The 20,731-nt window shown below is 69.9% G+C and carries 18 protein-coding genes and 2 pseudogenes; 9 read left to right on the top strand and 11 right to left on the bottom strand.

What is annotated here, in order from left to right; all coding sequences use genetic code 11:
* The 3 genes and pseudogenes from A9W96_RS22075 to A9W96_RS22065 form a co-directional block, all read right to left on the bottom strand.
* Nucleotides 1–578 (bottom strand): annotated as a pseudogene (locus tag A9W96_RS22075) (hypothetical protein); the annotation flags it as partial.
* Nucleotides 579–765: 187 nt separating this feature from the next.
* The gene (locus A9W96_RS22070; protein ID WP_066861481.1) at nt 766–1,185 is read right to left on the bottom strand and encodes a cytochrome c oxidase subunit 4; all 420 of its coding nucleotides are present in this window, start codon (nt 1,183–1,185) and stop codon (nt 766–768) included.
* A 13-nt stretch (nt 1,186–1,198) separates the two neighbouring features.
* Complete coding sequence (locus A9W96_RS22065; protein WP_066861478.1) at nt 1,199–2,266, bottom strand: cytochrome c oxidase subunit II; 1,068 nt, start codon at nt 2,264–2,266, stop codon at nt 1,199–1,201.
* A gap of 156 nt (nt 2,267–2,422) precedes the next feature.
* On the opposite strand from A9W96_RS22065, the gene asnB reads away from it, so the two are divergent.
* On the top strand, nt 2,423–4,390 hold the full coding sequence (asnB, locus tag A9W96_RS22060) for an asparagine synthase (glutamine-hydrolyzing) (RefSeq protein WP_067143058.1): 1,968 nt from the start codon (nt 2,423–2,425) through the stop codon (nt 4,388–4,390).
* Between the two features lie 153 nt (nt 4,391–4,543).
* Here the strand turns inward: asnB and A9W96_RS22055 are convergent, their stop codons facing one another.
* Nucleotides 4,544–5,518, bottom strand: coding sequence for a carbohydrate kinase family protein (locus A9W96_RS22055; protein ID WP_066881758.1), 975 nt, complete (start codon nt 5,516–5,518; stop codon nt 4,544–4,546).
* 182 nt (nt 5,519–5,700) lie between these two features.
* Between A9W96_RS22055 and A9W96_RS22050 the strand changes: the two genes are divergently transcribed.
* Entirely contained in the window at nt 5,701–6,378 is a 678-nt protein-coding gene (locus A9W96_RS22050) for a hypothetical protein (RefSeq protein WP_067021237.1), read from the top strand.
* A gap of 54 nt (nt 6,379–6,432) precedes the next feature.
* On the opposite strand, the gene A9W96_RS22045 is transcribed toward A9W96_RS22050, so the two are convergent.
* Together A9W96_RS22045 and A9W96_RS22040 are read right to left on the bottom strand one after the other, a co-directional pair.
* The gene (locus A9W96_RS22045) at nt 6,433–6,792 is read right to left on the bottom strand and encodes an iron-sulfur cluster assembly accessory protein (protein WP_066871643.1); all 360 of its coding nucleotides are present in this window, start codon (nt 6,790–6,792) and stop codon (nt 6,433–6,435) included.
* A 96-nt stretch (nt 6,793–6,888) separates the two neighbouring features.
* The gene (locus tag A9W96_RS22040; RefSeq protein WP_066871677.1) at nt 6,889–7,965 is read right to left on the bottom strand and encodes a glycerate kinase; all 1,077 of its coding nucleotides are present in this window, start codon (nt 7,963–7,965) and stop codon (nt 6,889–6,891) included.
* A 191-nt stretch (nt 7,966–8,156) separates the two neighbouring features.
* Here A9W96_RS22040 and A9W96_RS22035 point away from each other — a divergent pair, with 191 nt between their 5' ends.
* From A9W96_RS22035 to A9W96_RS22020, 4 genes are read left to right on the top strand one after another with little or no spacing between them, the layout of a single operon-like run.
* Nucleotides 8,157–8,849: a DUF3043 domain-containing protein gene (locus A9W96_RS22035; protein ID WP_067143055.1), complete on the top strand. Its 693-nt coding sequence runs from the start codon at nt 8,157–8,159 to the stop codon at nt 8,847–8,849.
* 27 nt (nt 8,850–8,876) lie between these two features.
* Nucleotides 8,877–9,413, top strand: a complete 537-nt coding sequence (locus A9W96_RS22030) for a bifunctional adenosylcobinamide kinase/adenosylcobinamide-phosphate guanylyltransferase (RefSeq protein ID WP_067143052.1) — start codon at nt 8,877–8,879, stop codon at nt 9,411–9,413.
* The gene (cobT, locus tag A9W96_RS22025; protein ID WP_369806921.1) at nt 9,410–10,483 is read left to right on the top strand and encodes a nicotinate-nucleotide--dimethylbenzimidazole phosphoribosyltransferase; all 1,074 of its coding nucleotides are present in this window, start codon (nt 9,410–9,412) and stop codon (nt 10,481–10,483) included. The genes A9W96_RS22030 and cobT overlap by 4 nt, the downstream gene beginning before the upstream one ends.
* Complete coding sequence (locus A9W96_RS22020; protein WP_067021231.1) at nt 10,480–11,244, top strand: adenosylcobinamide-GDP ribazoletransferase; 765 nt, start codon at nt 10,480–10,482, stop codon at nt 11,242–11,244. The genes cobT and A9W96_RS22020 overlap by 4 nt, the downstream gene beginning before the upstream one ends.
* A 66-nt stretch (nt 11,245–11,310) precedes the next feature.
* Here A9W96_RS22020 and A9W96_RS22015 read toward each other — a convergent pair whose 3' ends face one another.
* Together A9W96_RS22015 and gcvT are read right to left on the bottom strand one after the other, a co-directional pair.
* Complete coding sequence (locus A9W96_RS22015) at nt 11,311–12,420, bottom strand: branched-chain amino acid aminotransferase (protein WP_066871658.1); 1,110 nt, start codon at nt 12,418–12,420, stop codon at nt 11,311–11,313.
* A 55-nt stretch (nt 12,421–12,475) separates the two neighbouring features.
* On the bottom strand, nt 12,476–13,579 hold the full coding sequence (gcvT, locus tag A9W96_RS22010) for a glycine cleavage system aminomethyltransferase GcvT (protein WP_067143048.1): 1,104 nt from the start codon (nt 13,577–13,579) through the stop codon (nt 12,476–12,478).
* A gap of 50 nt (nt 13,580–13,629) precedes the next feature.
* Between gcvT and A9W96_RS22005 the strand changes: the two genes are divergently transcribed.
* Complete coding sequence (locus tag A9W96_RS22005; RefSeq protein ID WP_067143045.1) at nt 13,630–15,189, top strand: leucyl aminopeptidase; 1,560 nt, start codon at nt 13,630–13,632, stop codon at nt 15,187–15,189.
* Here the strand turns inward: A9W96_RS22005 and A9W96_RS22000 are convergent.
* Both A9W96_RS22000 and A9W96_RS21995 read right to left on the bottom strand, forming a co-directional pair.
* Nucleotides 15,186–16,781 carry an NAD(P)/FAD-dependent oxidoreductase gene (locus A9W96_RS22000; RefSeq protein ID WP_067143042.1) on the bottom strand — a complete coding sequence of 532 codons (1,596 nt, stop codon included), beginning with the start codon at nt 16,779–16,781 and terminating at the stop codon, nt 15,186–15,188. The two genes, A9W96_RS22005 and A9W96_RS22000, sit on opposite strands and share 4 nt — an antisense overlap.
* Nucleotides 16,778–17,227: a hypothetical protein gene (locus A9W96_RS21995; RefSeq protein WP_067021241.1), complete on the bottom strand. Its 450-nt coding sequence runs from the start codon at nt 17,225–17,227 to the stop codon at nt 16,778–16,780. The genes A9W96_RS22000 and A9W96_RS21995 overlap by 4 nt, the downstream gene beginning before the upstream one ends.
* 143 nt (nt 17,228–17,370) lie before the next feature.
* On the opposite strand from A9W96_RS21995, the gene A9W96_RS21990 reads away from it, so the two are divergent.
* On the top strand, nt 17,371–17,712 hold the full coding sequence (locus A9W96_RS21990) for an aminopeptidase (protein WP_066877703.1): 342 nt from the start codon (nt 17,371–17,373) through the stop codon (nt 17,710–17,712).
* A 6-nt stretch (nt 17,713–17,718) separates the two neighbouring features.
* Here the strand turns inward: A9W96_RS21990 and A9W96_RS21985 are convergent, their stop codons facing one another.
* Nucleotides 17,719–19,497: an SDR family oxidoreductase gene (locus tag A9W96_RS21985; protein WP_067143039.1), complete on the bottom strand. Its 1,779-nt coding sequence runs from the start codon at nt 19,495–19,497 to the stop codon at nt 17,719–17,721.
* Nucleotides 19,498–19,695: 198 nt separating this feature from the next.
* Between A9W96_RS21985 and sucB the strand changes: the two are divergent.
* A pseudogene (sucB, locus tag A9W96_RS21980) lies at nt 19,696–20,724 on the top strand (2-oxoglutarate dehydrogenase, E2 component, dihydrolipoamide succinyltransferase); the annotation flags it as partial.
* Nucleotides 20,725–20,731 lie beyond the last annotated feature (7 nt).

Below are 20,731 nucleotides of genomic sequence, written 5' to 3'. Positions count from 1 at the left end.
CTGGCAGGTGTGCGTCCACGACGCAACCGACGGCTGCGGATGCCGCAAGCCGCGGCCGGGCATGGTGTTGGCGGCGGTGGCGGTGGCTTGGTGGTCGTGATCTCGTCCTGCGGCGGCGGCGTGGACGGCGCGGTGGTGGTTCCGGGGTTGGCGAGCTTGGTGGTGTCGGTCCGGGCGAACAGCAGCGATACCGAGACGACGAGCGCGATCGCGGCCACGATCGCGGCGATCCCGACCACCCACGGCCAGCGCGCGGTGCTGCGTTCGTCGTCGGCGGCGGCCTCGTCGAACTCGTCGTAGTCGTAGAGCCGCAGATCCGCCGGCAGGTAGGGGCCGCTGGTGAAATGCTCGGACTCCGGAGCCGAATAGGCCCGCGAGTAGGCGTCGGTCTCATCGTTGTGGTCCGCCGCGGCCAGTTCGGCGCTGTCCTCGAAGGGTTCCGGCTCGTCCCCGACGTCGCCGTGCGACACGGGTTCGAGATCGTCGGCCGGCTCGTCGCCGAGCTCCGGTTCGTGGCTGATCTCCTCGGCAGGGTCGGGTGCGTCAGGATCCCATTCCGGGGGTCTTGACCCGCTCATCTCTGCCTTTGCCTACCCTGTTCGACTGCCTCACCTGCGCACCAGACTCCGCCATCACAATCGATGCGGGCGCGCTGGGAAACTCCTCGTTGCCTGGGCAGAACACTACCGAACCCCCAAGGGGCAAAGCCGTCGTGGCGAACGGCCCACCAATCACGTGATCGGATTGTGACCTTTATGCCGCGAATCAGTGCTTCTCGGGACCGATGTAGTACTCGAAGACCAAGCCGGCTACCGACGTCAGGATGAACATCACCCCGGCGGTGATCAGCCACGGCAGCCACAGCGCGATGCCGACCGCGGTCACCGAGCCCGACAGCGCGATCAGAATCGGCCACCAGCTGTGCGGGCTGAAGAAGCCCAATTCGCCTGCTCCATCGCTGATCTCAGCACCCTCGTAGTCCTCGGGCCGGGTGTCCAGCCGCCGCGCAACGAACCGGAAGAACGTCGCCGTGATCAACGCCAGGCCGCCGGTCAGCACCAGCGCGGTGGTGCCCGCCCACTCCACGCCCCCGGTGGCGAAGATCGCGGTCAGCACCCCGTAGAGCACCGCAACCACAATGAAAAACCCGGCGATGAACTCGAATAGCCTGGCTTCGATATGCATTTGGTGTCCTAACCTACTGGCTTCCGGCCAATTGACCGCGCTTGGTGTCGAACGGATGGGTGGTCACCGCGAGCGGCGGCTGCCCGATCGCCTGCAACGCCTCGGCGTTGCTCTTTCCGTCCATCCGCTGCTGCAGGTAGGCCTTGAAGTCGTTGGGCGCCACCACCCGAACCTCGAAGTTCATCATCGAGTGATACGTGCCACAGAACTCCGCGCAGTGGCCGACGAACGCGCCCGGCTTCTGGATCTCCTCGGTCTGGAACACGTGCACCGAGTTGTTCGCGTCGGCGTTGGGAATCACGTCGCGCTTGAACAGGAACTCCGGCACCCAGAACGTGTGCACCACGTCCGCGGACGCCAGGTCGAACTCGATGCGCTTGCCGGTGGGCAACACCAGCACCGGGATCTCCTCGCTGGATCCCAGCGTCTCGACCTTGTCGAAGTTCAGGTACTGCCGGTCGGAGGTGTTGAAGCCGCGGACGGCGCCGACGCGCTCCTCGCCGTGGGCGTCCTTGCCCTCCGGCTTGGACAGCATCGCCTTCTTGCGTTCCTGGTCCGTGCCGTCGTAGTTCAGCGTGCCGTCCTTGAAGGCCACGCGCTGATAGCCGAACTTCCAGTTCCATTGAAAGGCCGTGACATCGACCACTACCTCGGGGTCCTTGGCCAGGTGCAGCATCTTCTCCTGCACCACGACGGTGAAGTAGAACAGCACCGAGATGATGAGGAACGGGGTCACCGTGAGCACCAGCTCCAGCGGCATGTTGTAGCCGAACTGCCGGGGCAGGTCGGTGTCGGTGGCCTTCTTGCGGTGGAAGGCCGACGCCCAGAAGATGAGCCCGAACACGATGCCGCCGACCACCAGCGAGGCGATCACGGCGCCGATCCACAGTTCCCGGTTCAGGTGGGCCTCCGGGGTGATGCCCCGCGGCCAGCCCAAGGCCAGCGCGTCCGCCCAGCCGCTGCACCCGCTCAGGACCAGCGCCAGCACGCCCAGCGTAATCGCCAGCGCGAACGGCCGAAGACGGCGCCGAAACCTGCCCTGCGACAAACGTTGCGAACGGTCCTGCTCGCGAGGGGTCACGTTAGCGCCTCCTGCTCGGATATCGAATACTACGCAGCGTAGACCACGCGCCTGAGGCGGGCGACGAAACCCCGGCCCACCGGCTTGTCCGGCCATGGACGACGTGCCGGGTGCGACATCCCCGCACGCCCGCCAAGTGCGGCATACTGGGGCGCCGTGTGTGGTCTGCTGGCGTTCGTCGCCGCCCCGGGGAGCGCGGGCAAGGACTTGGACAAGGAGGCCGCCGCCCGAGCCGACGGCGCGGTCGCCCGCGCGTCGCACTCAATGCGCCACCGCGGGCCCGACGAGCCGGGCACCTGGGTGGACCCGGACACCGACGGCTCCGTCGTATTCGGCTTCAACCGGCTCTCGATCATCGACATCGCGCATTCACATCAGCCGCTGCGCTGGGGGCCGCCCGAGGAGCCCGGCCGCTACGTGCTGGTGTTCAACGGCGAGATCTACAACTACCTCGAGCTGCGCGACGAACTGGCCAGCCGGCACGGCGTCGCCTTCGCCACCGACGGAGACGGCGAGCCCATCGTCGCGGGCTACCACTACTGGGGCACCGACGTCTTGACCCGGCTGCGCGGCATGTTCGCGTTCGCGCTGTGGGACACCGCGACCCGCGAATTGCTCTGCGCCCGAGACCCTTTCGGCATCAAGCCATTGTTCATGGCGACCGGGACGGGCGGCACCGCGGTGGCCAGCGAAAAGAAGTGCCTGCTGGATCTGGCCGAGCTGGTGGGGTTCGACACCGCGATCGACGAGCGGGCCGTGCAGCACTACACCGTCCTGCAGTACGTGCCCGAGCCCGAGACGCTGCACCGCGGGGTGCGCCGGCTGGAATCGGGCTGCTACGCCCGCATCCGTCCGGACCGCCTGCAGCCGGAGGTCACCCGGTACTTCGTGCCGCGGTTCGCCGCGGTGCCGATCACCCGGGACACCGAACAGGCCCGTTACGACGAGATCACCGCCGTGCTCGAGGACTCGGTGGCCAAGCACATGCGCGCCGACGTCACTGTCGGGGCGTTCCTGTCCGGGGGAATCGACTCCACCGCCATCGCGGCGCTGGCCATCCGGCACAACCCGCGGCTGATCACGTTCACCACCGGCTTCGAGCGCGAGGGATTCTCCGAGATCGACGTCGCAGTGGCCTCGGCGGAGGCGATCGGCGCCCGGCACATCGCCAAGGTGGTCACGCCCGACGAGTTCGTCGCCGCCCTGCCCGAGATCGTCTGGTACCTCGACGAGCCGGTGGCCGACCCGGCGCTGGTGCCGCTGTTCTTCGTCGCGCGGGAGGCCCGCAAGCACGTGAAGGTGGTGCTGTCCGGCGAAGGCGCAGACGAGTTGTTCGGCGGTTACACGATTTACCGGGAACCCTTGTCGCTGAAGCCTTTTGACTATCTGCCCAGGCCGCTGCGGCGGTCGATGGGCAAGGTGTCCAAACCCCTGCCGGAGGGGATGCGGGGCAAGAGCCTGCTGCACCGCGGCTCTCTGACCCTCGAGGAGCGCTACTACGGCAACGCCCGCAGCTTCTCCGACGCGCAGCTGCGCGACGTGTTGCCCGGCTTCCGCGCGGAATGGACCCACACCGACGTCACCGCGGCGGTGTACGCCGAATCGGCGGGCTGGGATCCGGTGGCTCGCATGCAGCACATCGACCTGTTCACCTGGCTGCGCGGCGACATCCTGGTCAAGGCCGACAAGATGACCATGGCCAACTCGCTGGAGCTGCGGGTGCCGTTCCTGGATCCCGAGGTGTTCGCCGTCGCCTCCCGGCTGCCCGTCGAGGCCAAGATCACCCGCACGACGACGAAGTATGCGCTGCGGCGTGCGCTGGAGCCGATCGTGCCGGCGCATGTGCTGCACCGGCCCAAGCTGGGTTTCCCGGTGCCCATCCGGCACTGGCTGCGCGCCGGTGAACTGCTGGAGTGGGCGTACGCGATGGTGGACTCGTCGCAGGCCGGCCACCTGGTCGACCTAGCCGCCGTGCGCCGGATGCTCGACGAGCACCGCAACGGCGTCAGCGATCACAGCCGCCGGCTCTGGACGCTGTTGATCTTCATGCTTTGGCACGCGATCTTCGTCGAGCGCACCGGGGTGCCCCAGATCAGCGAGCCGGTGTACCCGGTGCAGCTCTAGTACCGGCCCGTCTAGTACCGGCCCGCGCATCCGCGGTTGGGTGTGAAGCCAGGGCGTTGCGGGTGAATCCCTGGCGTTGATTGTCGGCGTGTCGCCGCCCTCAGCTCACGCTGGACGCCGTGGGTTCACACCCGAGGCGCCTGCGCGCCAGCTCTACGCGAGCACCGCGGCGATCTCGGTGGCCGCCTCGTCGCCGTAGGCGTCGGCCAGCCGGGTCTTGGCGACGGTCGGGTCCCACGTCCACTCCTGGGTGCCGGTCGACTCCAGCACCAGCACGGCGACCAGCGAGCCCAGCTGGGCCGAACGCTCGAGGTTGAGCCCGGCGGTGCGACCGGTGAGGAAACCGGCCCGGAACGCGTCGCCCACGCCGGTGGGATCGGTCTGGCTGGTCTCGGGCACCACACCGACGTGGGTGGTGGTCCCGTCGCGCTCGACGATGTCGACGCCCTTGGCGCCCAGCGTGGTCACCCGCAGGTCGACCTTCTTCTGCACGTCGGCCTCGGACCAGCCGGTCTTGGAGAGCAGCAGCTCCCACTCGTAGTCGTTGGTGAACAGGTAGGCGGCCCCGTCGACGAGCTTGTCGATCTCCGCGCCGGACAGCCGGGGCAGCTGCTGGGAGGGGTCGGCGGCGAACGGCAGGCCGAGCTTGCGGCACTCCTCGGTGTGCACCACCATCGCGTCGGGGTCGTTGGCGCCGACGATGACCAGGTCCGGCTGGCCCACCGACGACACGACGTCGGCGAGCTTGATGTTGCGCGCCTCCGACATGGCGCCCGGGTAGAACGACGCGATCTGGGCCATGTCCTCGTCGGTGGTGCAGGTGAACCGGGCGGTCTTGGCGGTCTGCGAGATCAGCACGTTGTCGCAGTTGACGCCGTGGGACTGCAGCCACTGGCGGTAGTCGTCGAAGTCGTCGCCGGCCGCGCCGACCAGCGCCACGTCGCCGCCCAGCACGCCGATGGCGAACGCGATGTTGCCGGCCACGCCGCCGCGGTGAATCACCAGGTCGTCAACCAGAAAACTCAGGGAAACCTTCTGCAGGTGCTCGGCAAGCAGGTGCTCGGAAAACTTGCCGGGGAAACGCATCAGGTTGTCGGTCGCAATCGAACCTGTCACCGCGATCGTCACGAAAACTCCATCCTTCGTTAGTAAGGTTATCTAGCTTACTCACGGGCCTCGACCGTCGCTGGGTGCGCGGTCGGCGTGAGGTCGTGCGCTAGCCTCCCTAGGGAACTCACTCAAGTCGCCGGGATCACATGCTCGGGCCGCAACCCGATTGCAGTCCCGTCTACCACCGTAGGAGAACCACGATGGCAGGTCCGCACTCGCCGAACCACACCGGCGGCAGCGGCGGACCGAGCGGACCTGAGCCCCCACGCGAATCCGAGCCCCTCGAGTTCCCCGACGACCCCAACACCGACCCGGGTTTCGGCGCAGCCCCGCAGGCGGGAGCCGCTCCCGCCAATTATGCCGGGCAACCCGGCGCGCCGGTGCCCTACCCGCGGTCCAAGCGGCGGCTCGTCGTCGGCATCGCGCTGGCCATCGCGCTCGTCGCGGTGTTGACGGTGGCCATCGTGTACGGGGTCCGCACCAACGGGGCCAACACCGGCGCCACCTTCTCCGAGGGCGCGGCGAAGACGGCCATCCAGGGCTACCTGGATGCGCTAGAACACCGCGACATCGACGAGATCGCCCGCAACGCGCTGTGCGGCCTGTACGACGGGGTCCAGGACAAGCGGTCCGACCAGGCGCTGGCCAAGCTCAGCAGCGACGCGTTTCGCAAGCAGTTCTCCGAGGTCGAGCTGACCTCGATCGACAAGATCGTCTACCTGTCGCAGTACCAGGCTCAGGCGTTGTTCACCATGAAGGTGTCGCCGGTAAGCGGGGCCCCGATGCACGGGCAGGTGCAGGGCATCGCGCAGCTGCTGTTCCAGCGCGGCCAGATCATGGTCTGCTCGTACGTGCTGCGCACCGGCGGCTCGTACTGAGTGCGAAACCGTCAGCCGGGCAACAACCCGGTTGACGGATTTGGGATCAACCGATCAGTTGAACGAGTCGCCGCAGGCGCACGAGCCGGTGGCGTTCGGGTTGTCGATGGTGAAGCCCTGCTTCTCAATGGTGTCCACGAAGTCGATGGACGCGCCTTCGACGTAGGGCGCGCTCATCCGGTCTACGGTCAGCGTCACGCCCCCGAACTCCGCGGTAAGGTCGCCGTCCAGCGTCCGGTCGTCGAAGAAGAGGTTGTAGCGCAGGCCGGCGCACCCGCCCGGCTGCACGGCGATGCGCAGCGCGAGGTCGTCGCGGCCCTCCTGGTCCAACAGGGACTTTGCCTTGGTGGCGGCGGCCTCGGTCAGGATCACGCCGTGGGTTGTCGTGGCGTTCGACTCGTTTTGCACCGTCATTGCTTCTCCTACATGCCTCATCGTTGGGTGGGTCCGATCAAGCCCGATACCGCCGGCTTGCGCCGGGCGATCCGGACCGCGCGAAAGTCCACTGCTTCAACGGTACCTTGACGGACCGCTATTCCCGAGTCGCGCCGCCACAACGGAGGCCAGGCCCATGAGCTGGTTGGCGGCGTCGGCCTGCGCCAACCGCACCGATCCGGCGTGCTCGGCGATGGACAACGCGGCCATGATGCCCGACGAACGCACCGTCGCGTTGTCGAGGTCGACCTGGCCGGCCAGCACGACCACCGGAATCCCCCGCGGCCGGGCCGCGTCGGCGAGAAATCCCACCACCTTGCCGTGCAGGGATTGCTCGTCGAACCGGCCCTCGCCGGTGACGATCAGCTCCGCGGTGTCCAGGTCGTCGGACAGCCGGGTGTGTTCGGCGATGATGGCCGCCCCGGACTGACAGCGGCCGCCGAGCGCCAGCAGCCCGGCACCGATCCCGCCGGCGGCCCCCGCCCCGGGCTCGGCGCTCACGTCGCGCCCCGCCACCGCTTCCAGGATCAGCGCCCACGCCTGCAGGCGAACCTCCAGCGCGGCGACGGTGGCCGTGTCCGCGCCCTTCTGCGGCCCGAACACCCGGGCCGCCCCCCACGGGCCTAGCAGCGGGTATTCGGTGTCGGAGGCCGCGATCAGCTCCACGTTGCCCAGCTGCCGGCGGGCGGTGTCCAGGCCGCCGAGCTCGGCGATCATGCCCTGCCCCCCGTCAGTGCAGGCGCTGCCGCCCAAACCCACCACGATGCGCGTCGCCCCGACCCGCAGCGCCTCGGCGATCAGCTGGCCCACGCCTTTGCTGTGCGCCGCCATGGCGGTCTCCGGGGTGGGTGGTCCACCAATCAGCGCCAGGCCGCACGCTTGGGCGCACTCCAGGTAGGCGGTGGCCGACCCGGGGTCGAACACCCAATCGGCTTCGACCATGGCTTTCAGCGGTCCCGAGACCCTTAGCCGACGCGTCTCCCCCAGCCGGCTGGCCAGCACCTCGACGAAGCCGGGGCCGCCGTCGGATTGCGGGGCGACGATGAACCGGTCGCCGGGACGCGACCGGGTCCAGCCGGTCGCGATGGCGGCGGAAGCCTCCAGCGCCGACATGCTGTCGGCGTAGCAGTCCGGGGCGACCAGAACTTGCATGGCGGGCAATTGCAGGCGGCCGGGGGCCAGGCCGGGACCATCATCATCCGAGGCCATCGACCCGTCGTCCATCAAAGGCAGCCGTTCATCACGTGTAAGAGTAGGGCCAACGGAGGCACTAACGCAGGTCTAATAGCAAGGCATTCCAGGCGAATTCCGGCCCGGGTCGCGCGCGAAGTAACCTGGCCACTGTGAAGCTGTTGGGCCGTAAGAAGGGCCAGGACCCCGACCTCGACGAAAACGCGGCCACCGCGGCCGTCGCCGGCGTTGCTGGCGCCTCGGGCGACGCAACCCGCGAGGCGCAGCGGACGGGCCCCAAGGGCCGCCCCACGCCCAAGCGCAACGAGGCGCGGCGCAACGCGCGCAAGGGACCGGTCGCGCCGGCCCCCATGACCGCCGCCGAGGCGCGGGCGCGGCGCAAATCGCTGGCCGGCCCCAAGCTCAGTCGCGAGGAGCGCCGCGCCGCCAAGGCCGCCGGCCGCGCCGGCATGTCGGAACGCCGCGCGAAGATGATGGCCGGCGAAGAGGGTTACCTGTTGCCGCGCGACCAGGGGCCCATCCGCCGCTACGTGCGCGACGTGGTGGATTCGCGCCGCAATCTGCTGGGCCTGTTCATGCCGTCGACCCTGTTTTTGATGTTCGTCATGTTCGGTGTCCCGCAGCTGCAGCTGTGGGTATCGCCGGCGATGCTGGTGCTGATGGCCGTGATGAGCGTCGACGGGTTGATCCTGGGCCGCAAGGTCAGCAGGGTGGTCGACGCGAAGTTCCCGGACAACACCGAAAGCCGTTGGAAGCTAGGCCTTTACGCCGCCGGCCGGGCGTCCCAGATGCGCCGGCTGCGGGCGCCGCGGCCCCAGGTCAAGCACGGCAGCCGTGTCGAGTAGAGCTCGCCGGAAGGCCGGCTGACATCGGTGCGCACCCTGGTGCTCGGCGGGATCAGGTCAGGCAAGTCGCAGTGGGCGGAGCAAGCCATCGCCGACGGGTTGCCGGCGGGGCAGGCGGTTCAATACCTGGCGCCCGGGTCGGCCGGCAATGACGATGCGGCCTGGGCGCAGCGGATCGCCCGCCACCGCGCCCGCCGGCCCGCGCACTGGTCGACGATCGAAACCGACGACGTCGCAACGCAATTGCGCCAATGCCCGGACACCCCGACGCTCGTCGACGATCTCGGCACCTGGCTGACCGCCGCGCTGGACCGCAACGGCGCCTGGGACGGCGGCTCGGTGGCGGCCGCCGTCGATGACGTGCTGGCCGCGGTCGGCGACTTCGCTTCCCCGCTGGTGCTGGTCAGCCCGGAGGTCGGCTTGACGGTGGTGCCCGCCACCGCCTCCGGACGCCGGTTCGCCGACGAGCTGGGCGGCCTCAACCAGCGCCTCGCCGGGTTGTGCGACCGGGTGGTGCTGGTGGTGGCCGGCCAGCCGGTCCCAATCAAACCGTCGGGGGCCTGATGCAGTTCGCCGCCATCTCACCGCCCGATGTGGACGTCGCCGCCGCCGCGCGCGCCCGCCAGGACGCCCTGACCAAGCCCCGCGGCGCGCTGGGCCGGCTCGAGGATCTGTCGGTGTGGGTCGCGTCGTGTCAGGGGCATTGCCCGCCAAGGCAATTCGAGCGTGCCCGGGTGGTGGTGTTCGCCGGTGATCACGGCGTCGCCCGCTCGGGTGTGTCGGCCTACCCGCCGGAGGTGACGGCGCAGATGGTCGCCAACTTCGACGCCGGCGGGGCCGCGATCAACGCCCTGGCCGACATCGCCGGCGCGACGGTGCGGGTCGCCGACCTGGCCGTCGACGCCGAGGCGCTGACCGAACGGATCGGCGCCCACAAGGTGCGCCGCTCCAGCGGCGACATCCGGGTGCAGGACGCGTTGAGCGACGACGAGACCGCGCAGGCGCTCGCGGCCGGTGCGGCAATCGCCGACGAGGAGGTCGACGCGGGCGCCGACCTGCTGATCGCCGGGGACATGGGCATCGGAAACACCACGCCCGCAACGGTGTTGGTGGCGGCCCTGACGAACGCCGAGCCGGTCGCGGCGGTGGGCTTCGGCACCGGGATCGACGACGCCGGGTGGGCGCGCAAGACGGCCGCGGTGCGCGACGCCCTGTTTCGCGCGCGGCAGGTGCTGCCCGATCCGGTCGCGCTGCTGCGCTGCGCCGGTGGCGCCGACCTGGCCGCGCTGGCTGGCTTCTGCGCGCAGGCCGCGGTCCGGCGCACGCCGTTGCTGCTCGACGGCATGGCGGTGACGGCGGCCGCGCTGGTCGCCGAGCACCTGGCGCCGGGCGCCCGGCTGTGGTGGCAGGCCGGTCACCGGTCCACCGAGCCCGCCCATGCGCTCGCGCTGACGGCGCTGGATCTCGAGCCGATCCTCGACCTGCGGATGCGGCTGGGCGAGGGAACCGGCGCCGCCCTCGCGGTGCCGGTGCTGCGCGCCGCGGTGGCCGCCCTGTCGTCGATGGCGACCTTCGCCCAGGCCGGTGTGTCCGACCGCCTCGACGGCCCCGCACCGGCCGCTCCCCCGCCGTGATCCGTTCGCTGGCAACGGCTTTCGCGTTCGGTACGGTGCTGCCCGTTCCGGGCGGCGGCCATGCGCCGATGGGCCGCGCCGCCATGGCCGCGCTGCCGGTGGTGGGCGCCGTGCTGGGGGCCCTGGCCGCCGCCGTGACCTGGGGCGGGGTGCACGTGTTCGGGCCGTCGGGCCCGCTGCCCGGCCTGCTGGCGGTCGCGGTGCTGCTGTTGGTGACGCGCGGCCTGCACGTCGACGGTGTCGCCGACACGGCCGACGGCCTGGGCTGCTACGGCCCGCCGCAGCGGGCGCTGGCGGTGATGCGCGAGGGATCGACCGGGCCGTTCGGCGTCGCCGCCGTCGTCGTCGTGATCATGCTGCAGGCACTGGCGTTTTCTGCGTTGGGGGCCACCGGCCGGGTGTGGCCCGGCGTGGCCGGGATCGCCGTGGCGGTGTTCGCGGGCCGGGTGGCCGCGGTGCTGGCCGGCCACCGGTCGGTGCCCGCGGCCGAGGGCAGCGCCCTGGGGGTGCGGGTCGCGGGCAGCCAGCCGACCTCGGTGGTGGCGGCCTGGGTCGCGGTGCTGCTCGCCGGCTCGCTGCTGGCCGGGCCGCGGCCGTGGCAGGGCCCGGTGGCGGTGGCGGTGGGCCTGGGCTGCAGCGCGATCCTGGTGCGGCACTGCGTGCGCCGATTCGGCGGCATCACCGGCGACGTGCTGGGCGCGGCGATCGAACTGGCCGCGACGGCGAGCGCCGTGGCGCTCGCGGGCCTGGTGCGGTTCTGAGCCCGAGCGTGAACTAATTTCACGCTCACGCCCGAATGTGAAGCTAACTTCACACTCGAGAGCCAACTAGCCCAGCCGGGCCATCCAGCCGTGGGTGTCGGCGAAGGTGCCGCGCTGAATCCCGGTCAGCGTGTCGCGCAGCGCCATGGTGACCTCGCCGGGTTGGCCGTCGGCGACGGTGAACTCGGCATCGCCGTACTTCACGTGCGAGACCGGGGTGATGACCGCGGCGGTGCCGCAGGCGAACACCTCGGTGATCTCCCCGGCGGCGGCCTTCTTCTGCCACTCGTCGATATCGATCTTGCGTTCCTCGACGGAGAAACCGGCATCAATGGCCAACTGCAGCAAGGAGTTTCGCGTTATGCCGGGCAGCAGTGAACCCGACAGCTCGGGGGTGACCAGCCGCGCCGACCCGCCACTGCCGAACACGAAGAAGATGTTCATCCCGCCCATCTCTTCGACGAAGCGCCGCTCGACGGCGTCCAGCCACACCACCTGGTCGCAGCCGTTGGCCGCGGCCTCGGCCTGAGCCGACAGCGAGGCCGCGTAGTTGCCGCCGAACTTGGCGGCGCCGGTGCCGCCGGGGCTGGCCCGCACGAACTCCGTCGACACCCAGACGGTGACCGGGCTGATGCCGCCCTTGAAATAGGCGCCGGCCGGCGACGCGATCAGCAGGTAGCGGTAGCGCTTGGACGGCCGCACCCCCAGCCCGGGCTCGGTGGCGATGACGAACGGGCGCAGGTACAACGCCTCCTCGCCCCCGGCCGCCGGAACCCAGGCGCGATCGACTGCGATCAGCTGGCGCAGCGATTCCATGAACAGCTCTTCGGGCAGTTCCGGGATGGCCAGCCGCCGCGCCGACGACCGCAACCGGGCGGCGTTGGCCTCGGCGCGAAACGACACGATCGAGCCGTCCGCCCACCGGTACGCCTTGAGCCCCTCGAAGATCTCCTGCGCGTAGTGCAGCACGATCGCGGATGGATCCAGCTCGATGGGGCCGTACGGGATGACGCGCGCGTTGTGCCAACCGTCGCCGGTCTCGTCGTAGTCGATGGACACCATGTGATCGGTGAAGTACTTGCCGAAACCCGGCTCGGCCAGGATGGTTTCGCGTTCGGCATCGGTTGCCGGAGTTGCCGAGCGCGAAACCGTGAACTCAAGGGAGCCACTGGTCATCCGCCGATTGTATATCCGCCTACCGAATCGGATTTCGCCCGCGCACGCGGCGCCGCTAGCGCGTTTTCACCGCGACGAAGGGCGGGCGCACGACCTCGCACGCGGCGGGACGACCCCGGACGTCGACGGTGACCTGTTGACCGTCCTCGACGCCGGCGTCGGTGTCAATGAGCGCCAGCGCGATGCCGGCCTGCAGCGTCGGGGAGAACGTGCCCGACGTGGTGACCCCCACCGGGGTGTCGCCCGCGAGCACCGTCAGCCCGGCACGCAGCACGCCGCGGCCCACCATCCGCAGCCCGCGCAGCAGCCGGCGCGGGCCCGCCTCCTTCTCGGCCAGCAGGGCCTCGCGGCCGAAGAACGCGTCCTTCTTCCAGCCGATCGCCCACCCGCAGCGGGCCTGCAGCGGGGAGATGTCCAGGGCCAGTTCGTGGCCGTGCAGCGGGTAGCCCATCTCGGTGCGCAGGGTGTCGCGGGCGCCTAGACCGGCCGGCTCACCGCCGTCGGCGCCGACCGCCTCGGCCAGGGCGTCGAACACCACACCCGCGGATTCCCACGGCGGCAGCAGCTCGTAGCCGTGCTCGCCGGTGTAGCCGGTGCGGCACACCCGGACCGGCACGCCGGAGAACGACGTGTCGGCGTAGGCCATGTAATCCATGTCGGTGGGCAGGCCCAGCCGGCCGAGCACCTCGGCCGAGCGGGGCCCCTGCACGGCCAGCACCGCGAAGGACCGGTGCTCGTTGGTGATGGTCAGCCCGCTCGGTGCGGCGGCTTGGAGCGCCTCGACCACGGCGGCGGTGTTGGCGGCGTTGGGCACCAGGAAGATCTCGTCGTCGTCGACGTAGTAGGCGATCAGGTCGTCGATGACGCCGCCGGATTCGGTGCAGCACAACGTGTATTGCGCCTTGCCCGGACCGATGCGGCCCAGGTCGTTGGTCAGCGCGGAGTTGACGAACTGCGCGGCCCCCGGCCCGCGGATCAGCGCCTTGCCCAGGTGGCTGACGTCGAAGAGGCCGACCGCGTTGCGCGTCGCGTTGTGCTCGCTGACGGTGCCGGCATACGACACCGGCATCAGCCAGCCGCCGAACTCGGCGAAACTGGCGCCCAAGCTTCGGTGACGCTCTTCCAACGGTCCGTGCAAAACCTCGGCTGCATCGCTCACGACTCTTCACCCTAATCAGCGATGACGGCCGGACCGTTAGGGTGATGCGGATGAGCACAGAACCCGGTTACGCCTCCCCCGCTGTAAGTGTCGCCTCCTCGCTGCCACGGCGCGCCGCCGCGTCGACCGTGCTGATCGTGCCCGTCGTGTCGACCGGTGAGGACGACAAGCCGGGCTCGGCCGTCGCGGCCGCCGAGCCGTTCCTGTCCTCCGACGCGGTGGCCGAGATCGAATCGGGTCTGCGGGCGCTGGAGGCCACCGGCGGCGCCGAACAGGTGCACCGGCTGGTGGTGGGATCGCTGCCGGTGTCCAGCGTGCTGACCGTCGGCCTGGGCAAACCGCGGTCCGAATGGCCGGCCGACACCATCCGTCGCGCCGCGGGGGTGGCCGCGCGTTCGCTGGGCAAGACCGAGTCGGTGCTCACCACGCTGGCCGAGCTGCCCGGCGAGGGCATCGCCGCGGCCGCCGTCGAGGGCCTGATCCTGGGCAGCTACCGGTTCACCGAGTTTCGCAGCGAGAAGACCGCACCCAAAGACCAAGGGCTGCGCAAGATCACGGTGCTCGCCTCGGAAACTAAAGGGGCGAAGGACGCCAAGAACGACGCCGCGCACGGCGCCGCCGTCGCCACCGCCGTCGCCACCGCCCGCGACTTCGTCAACACCCCGCCCAGCCACCTCTTTCCCGCCGAATTCGCCAAGCGCGCAAGGGCTTTGGGTGAATCCGTCGGTCTCGAGGTGGAGGTGCTGGACGACAAGGCGCTGCAAAAGGGCGGCTACGGCGGGATCATTGGTGTCGGGCAGGGCTCGTCGCGCCCGCCGCGGCTGGTGCGCCTGATCCACCGCGGTTCGAAGCTGGCCAAGCGGTCCAAGCAAGCCAAGAAGGTGGCGCTGGTCGGCAAAGGCGTCACGTTCGACACCGGCGGCATCTCGATCAAGCCGGCGGCGGGGATGCACCACATGACCTCGGACATGGGCGGTGCCGCCGCGGTGATCGCGACCGTCGCGCTGGCCGCACAGTTGCGCCTGCCGATCGACGTGATCGCCACGGTGCCGATGGCCGAGAACATGCCGTCGGCCACCGCGCAGCGCCCGGGCGACGTGCTGACGCAGTACGGCGGAATCACGGTCGAGGTGCAGAACACCGACGCCGAGGGCCGGCTCATCCTTGCCGACGCGATCGTGCGGGCCTGCGAGGACGACCCCGACTACCTGATCGAGACGTCCACGCTGACCGGCGCGCAGACGGTGGCGCTGGGCGCCCGGATCCCCGGGGTGATGGGCAGCGACGAGTTCCGCGACCGCGTGGCGGCGATCTCGCAGCGGGTGGGCGAGAACGGCTGGCCGATGCCGCTGCCCGACGAACTCAAGGAAGATCTGAAGTCAGGCGTGGCCGACCTGTCCAACATCAGCGGGCAGCGCTTCGCCGGGATGCTGGTGGCCGGGGTGTTCCTGCGCGAGTTCGTCGCCGACGGCGTGAGTTGGGCGCACATCGATGTGGCCGGCCCGGCCTACAACACCGGCAGTCCGTGGGGCTACTCGCCGAAGGGTTCCACCGGCGTGCCGACGCGGACCATGTTCGCGGTACTGGAGGACATCGCCGAAAACGGCTAGGGAATAAGCCTTTTGAGCACGGCGCGCCCGAGTTTGCGGCGCGGCCAGCCGGTCGCGCCGTCGGCGGCCAGCGCGGCGTTGGCGGCGTTGCGCCCGCATGCCCCGTGCACCGAGCCGCCCGGTGTCGCCGACGCGCTGCCCAGATACAGCCGCTCGACCGGTGTTTCGGCCCGGCCCATGCCGGGCGCCGGCCGGAAGATCAGCATCTGCTGCAGTTGCGACGTGCCCCCATTGACCGCGCCGTGGTGCAGATTAGCGTCGTGAGCCTCCAGGTCCGACGGGCGTTGCAGAAAGCGTCCGACGACATGGTCACCGAACCCGGGCGCGTGTTCTTCGATCACGCGATCCATCGACGCGGCAACCCGCTCCGCCGAAGCATCGTCATGCACGCCGCGCGGCAGATGCGTGTAGGCCCAGACACTTTCGGTGCCATCCGGCGATCGGGTCGGGTCGGCAGTGGTGGTCTGGCCCAGCAGCATGAACGGATGTTCGGGCACTGTGCGCGTGTTCACGTCGGCCATCCAACGAATCAGGCCACGCCCGTCGGCGCCCAGATGAACGGTGCCGACGTCGCGCAGGTTCTTGGCATGCCACGGGATCGGGGCATCGAGCGCATAGTTGACCTTGACTACCGGCGGATCCCAGACGAAGTGTTTGAGATCCCGCAGCAACCCCGACGGCACCGCATCCGGCGGCAGCATGTGGCAGAACAGCCGCGGGGCGGTGACATCCGCGATCACCGCGCGACGCGCGCGAACGGTTCGCCCGTCGGTGGTGCAGACACCGGTCGCCCGCCCGCCCTGCACCTGAATGCGGGCGACGTCCTGGTTGCACTCGATCTGCGCCCCCGCCGAGTGGGCGCGCTTGACCAGCGCCGCCGTCAACTGGCCCGAACCTCCGACGGGAACCGGCCAACCGCAGTCCTGGGCGAGCATGGTCATCAGCAGCCCCATGACACCGCTACCTGGCGCATCCAGCGGGATGTCAGCGTGTAAAGCGTTGCCCAGCAACATAACTCGCGGCGCATCACCGTCGAACAACTGGTCGGCCATGGCGTTGGCGGGCTGCACCAACAGGTTGGCCAGTCGCAGCGCATCCGACGTCCCGAGTTTGCGCAACAGGGTCAGCAGCGGGCGCATCGGGGGGAACGGCGACAGGATCGCTTCGAGCAGCGGCCTTTTCACCTCGTCCCACAACGCAACGATGCGTAGCCAATTGTCGCCGTCGCCCGGCGTGCGACGCTCGAACTCCTCCGCGGTCTGGGCGGGATCGTGATACACGATGGGCGGGTCGTCGTCGGCGGCGTTGCGCGGGTGGCCAACCACCGTCGGCGCGTGCGACCACCGCAGCCCGTGGTCCTCCAGCTGCAGCGCCGCCATCGCCGGAGACGCCACCGTCATCGGGTAGTAGGAGCTGAACAAGTCGGTGATGTAGCCCGGTGTCAGCTCGGCGCTGCGCACCGCGCCGCCGGGCTCGGGCTGGGCTTCCAGCACCAGCACGTCCCAACCCGCGTCGGCCAGCATCGACGCCGCCACCAGCCCGTGGTGTCCCGCCCCGATCACGACGGCGTCGGCGGTGTCGCGCACGGTCACTTCACCTGGCTCGGCTCCAGGCGCTCGGCCAGCGCCGCCAGCCGCCACAGGCACTCCTTGTTGCGCGGGTACGCCGCGGCCAACGCGACGGAATCGGGAACGGCCGCCATTGGGCCCTGCACGGGAACCTCGATCATCTCGATCCGGCACCCGCCCGGAATCTCGTGCAGCAGCATGGTGATTCGCGCGGCGCCCAGCGGGCCCAGGCGAGCGCACAGCACCAGCTTGTGCGGGGGTTCACACTCCTCCACGATGGTGGCGTCGTTGATCACCAACGGCCAGATCCCGATCGAGTGCTTGATCGAGGAGCCGGGTTCCGGCCAATTCGGATCGACGGCGCGCATCCGGCTGTTGCCCACCACCCACTGGGTGTAGGTCCAGCCCTGGGCGAGCACCTCCCATATCCGCTCACACGACTCCGGCACCTCGCGCGTTGCAGTGATCACGTGCACACCCCTTCATGTCTTGCGTTACCGCGGCCGGATACCCGGCAATCGCCGGGTTATTCGGCGTCAACGCCGGGTTTACCGGCGCATGCCTGCGGCTAATCTCCCTAGCGGTCGAAATCCCCGCGACGAAAGGCGAGACCATGACGGTGCGACGGTTGATCATCGGCGTGGGCGCCGTGCTGTTGTTGGCCGGAATCATTGGCCTGCTGGCGCCGGTGTCGGTTTCCGACAGCAACGGCCACTCGGTCGGCTGCGGAAACGCCGTGGCGACGGACCTTTCCGCGGCCCGCAGCGCGAACAACAGCAGTGGGGCGAACATCCCGATCCTGAACCAGATCGTCCCGCACACCGACTACGTCGCGCAGTGCCAGTCGTCGGTGGGCAGCCGGCGCGCATGGGCGATACCGCTGGCCGTGCTGGGGGTCATCGCAATCGGAGCGACGTTGCTGACCGGACGCCGCGGGGCGGCGACGGGCGCTTAGCGCGGCTCAGATCACGCGGATGCGCGCGGCGTTGCGCAGCCCTTGCGGCGCGACCCGCGAAAGCCCGTACAGCGCATAGGCTTCCGGCGCCACCGGGCGAATCGGTTTCTTCTTCTGGACCGACGACAGGATCGCGTTGGCGACCTTGTCGGGGCCGTAACGCCGCAGCGCGAACATCTTGCCCAGCTGGCCGCGGCGACCGTCGACGGCGTCGGCCTGCTTGCCGGCGGGCGCGTCGAACCGCGTGGTGTTGATGATGTTGGTGTCGATGACGCCGGGGCAGATGGTGGTCAGGCCCACCCCGGCGGCGTCGAGTTCGGCGCGCAGGCAGTCGGAGAACATGAAGGTCGCCGCCTTCGACGTGCAGTAGGCGCTCAGCGACTGCAGCGGCGCGTAGGCCGCCATCGACGACACGTTGACGATGTAGCCGCCGGTGCCGCGCTCCACCATCCGCCGCGCGAACGCCCGGCACCCGTTGACCACACCGCCCAGGTTGACGTCGAGCACCCGGTCGAACTGCTCGGGAGGGGTGTCCAGGAAGCCGCCCGCCTGTCCGATGCCGGCGTTGTTGACGACGATGTCCGGGACGCCGTGCTCGCCGCTGACCCGCTCGGCAAACGACTCCACCGCCTGCGCGTCGGACACGTCGATCACGTAGGCGTGCGCGACGCCGCCGCGAGTGGCGATCTCGGCCGCGGTGGCCTTGACGGCCGCCTCGTCGATGTCGCTGATGACCAGCTCGGCGCCTTCGCGCGCGAAGGCGAACGCGGTCTCGCGGCCGATGCCGCTGCCGGCACCGGTGACCGACACCAGGGTGTCGCCGAACGCCCCGCGGGGCCGCCCCACCTGCGCGCGCAGCAGCGCGCGGCTGGGCTGCTTGCCCTCGGCCTGGTCGGCGAACTCGTGCACCGCCGCAGCCATCACCTGCGGGTGCGACATCGGCGAGAAGTGACCGGCCTGGATGTCGCGGCGCCACAGCCGCGGCACGAAGCGCGGGGTGTGGTCGTAGCCGTAGGGCCGCACGTACTTGTCTTTGGTGTTGACGATGAGCTGCACCGGCACGTCGATGACCGCGACGCCCTGCTTGCGACCGGAGAAGGAGCGAAAGTAGTTGGCGGGATAGGTTTTCACCGACCGGGCGGCATCGGCGGCCAGTTTGTCGGAATGGTGGATCCGCTCGACGGGGATGTTGTCGACGGCGTTGCGGCGCAGCGCCGGGACCGACAGGGTCAGCCGCAGGAACAACGGCGCGAGCACCGGGATCGAGAACAAGATCATGTAGCTCAGCCGCAGCGCCTGGCTGATCGCCCGAATAAAGGTGCGCGGCTTCCAGGGCGCCCGCAGCCCGCTGAAGATGTAATCGACCAGTTGGTCCTGAGCGGGTCCGGACACCGACGTGAACGTGGCGACCCGGTCGCTGGCGCCGGGGCGCTTCAGGTAGTGCCAGATGCCCACCGAGCCCCAGTCGTGGGCGAGCACGTGCACGGGCCGGCCGGGGCTCAGCTCGCCGGTCACCGCGGCGAAGTCGTCGGCGAAGCGGTCCATGCTGTAGGCGGACACCGGCTTGGGCGCCGAGGACATCCCGACGCCGCGGTTGTCGTAGCGGATGATGCGGAACCGCTCGGCCAGCAGCGGGACGACCCCGTCCCACAGCACGTGCGAGTCGGGGAAGCCGTGCACCAGCACGACGGTGGGGCCCTCGGGGTTGCCCTCTTCGTAGACCGCGATGCGGGCGCCGTCGGCGCTGTCGACGAAGTGTTGGGGTAGTTGTGGTGTTGGCGGCATCTCCGACCTCCCCGCTCTGGCTGGACTGGCCACACCGTAGCAAGCGTGATCGGTGTCACCCGCCCGGCGCGGGGTATCTGCCCTGGATGTGTGCCGACAACGGCGCAGTGACAGGATAGTTTTGGATTGCGACTTCGCCTTCCACACGCGAGCTGATCGACCCGCCCCGACCCACGAGCGATCGAGGAGTCAGAAACGATGGCCTTCTCCGTCCAGATGCCGGCACTCGGTGAGAGCGTCACCGAGGGGACGGTCACCCGCTGGCTCAAGCAGGAGGGCGACACGGTCGAGCTCGACGAACCGCTCGTCGAGGTGTCGACGGACAAGGTCGACACCGAGATCCCCTCGCCGGCCGCGGGTGTGCTGACCAAGATCGTCGCCCAGGAGGACGACACCGTCGAGGTGGGCGGCGAGCTGGCCGTCATCGGCGACGCCGCCGAAGGCGGCGGGGCGGGCGGCGACTCGCAGGCGCCGAGCCAGCCGGAGCCCCAAGCGCAGCCGGAGCCCGAGCCCGCGCCCGAGCCACAGCCGGAGCCCCAGGCTCAGGCCCAGCCGGAGCCCGCGCCCGCCCAGCAGAGTTCCGGCGGCGGCGACGCGACCCCGGTGCTGATGCCCGAGCTCGGCGAGTCGGTGACCGAGGGCACCGTGACCCGCTGGCTCAAGCGCGTCGGTGACTCGGTCCAGGTCGACGACGCGTTGGTGGAAGTGTCCACCGACAAGGTCGACACCGAGATCCCCTCGCCGGTCGCCGGTGTCCTGATCAGCATCACCGCCGAGGAAGACGCCACGGTGCCCGTCGGTGGCGAGCTCGCCCGCGTCGGCGCCGGTGCCGAGGCCGCCGCGCCGGCGGCACCCGCCGCTCCCCAGCCGCCGCCCGCGCCCCAGCCCGAGCCCAAGCCCGAACCGGCGCCCCAGCCCCAGGCGCAGCCCAAGCCGCAACCCAAGCCCGAACCCGCGCCGCAGCCCAAACCTCAACCGGCGCAGGCCCAACCGGCAACTCAGCCGGCAAGCCCGGGTGGTGACGGCGCGCCGTATGTGACGCCGCTGGTGCGAAAGCTGGCCGCCGAGAACAACATCGACCTGAACTCGATCACCGGCACCGGGGTCGGCGGGCGCATCCGCAAGCAGGACGTGCTGGCCGCCGCCGAGGCGAAGAAGGCGGCTCGAAGTGGAAGGTTTGTGCTGCGGCGCGGATCGCGACCGCGCATCCGACCAGCCGCCTCGCCGTAGCCAA

Origin of the sequence: Mycobacterium sp. 1245852.3 (assembly GCF_001669335.1) — a bacterium.
Classification (GTDB): Bacteria; Actinomycetota; Actinomycetes; order Mycobacteriales; family Mycobacteriaceae; genus Mycobacterium; species Mycobacterium europaeum_A.
Note: the sequence above shows the minus strand (reverse complement) of the source record. Positions and strands in the feature narration are given on the sequence as shown.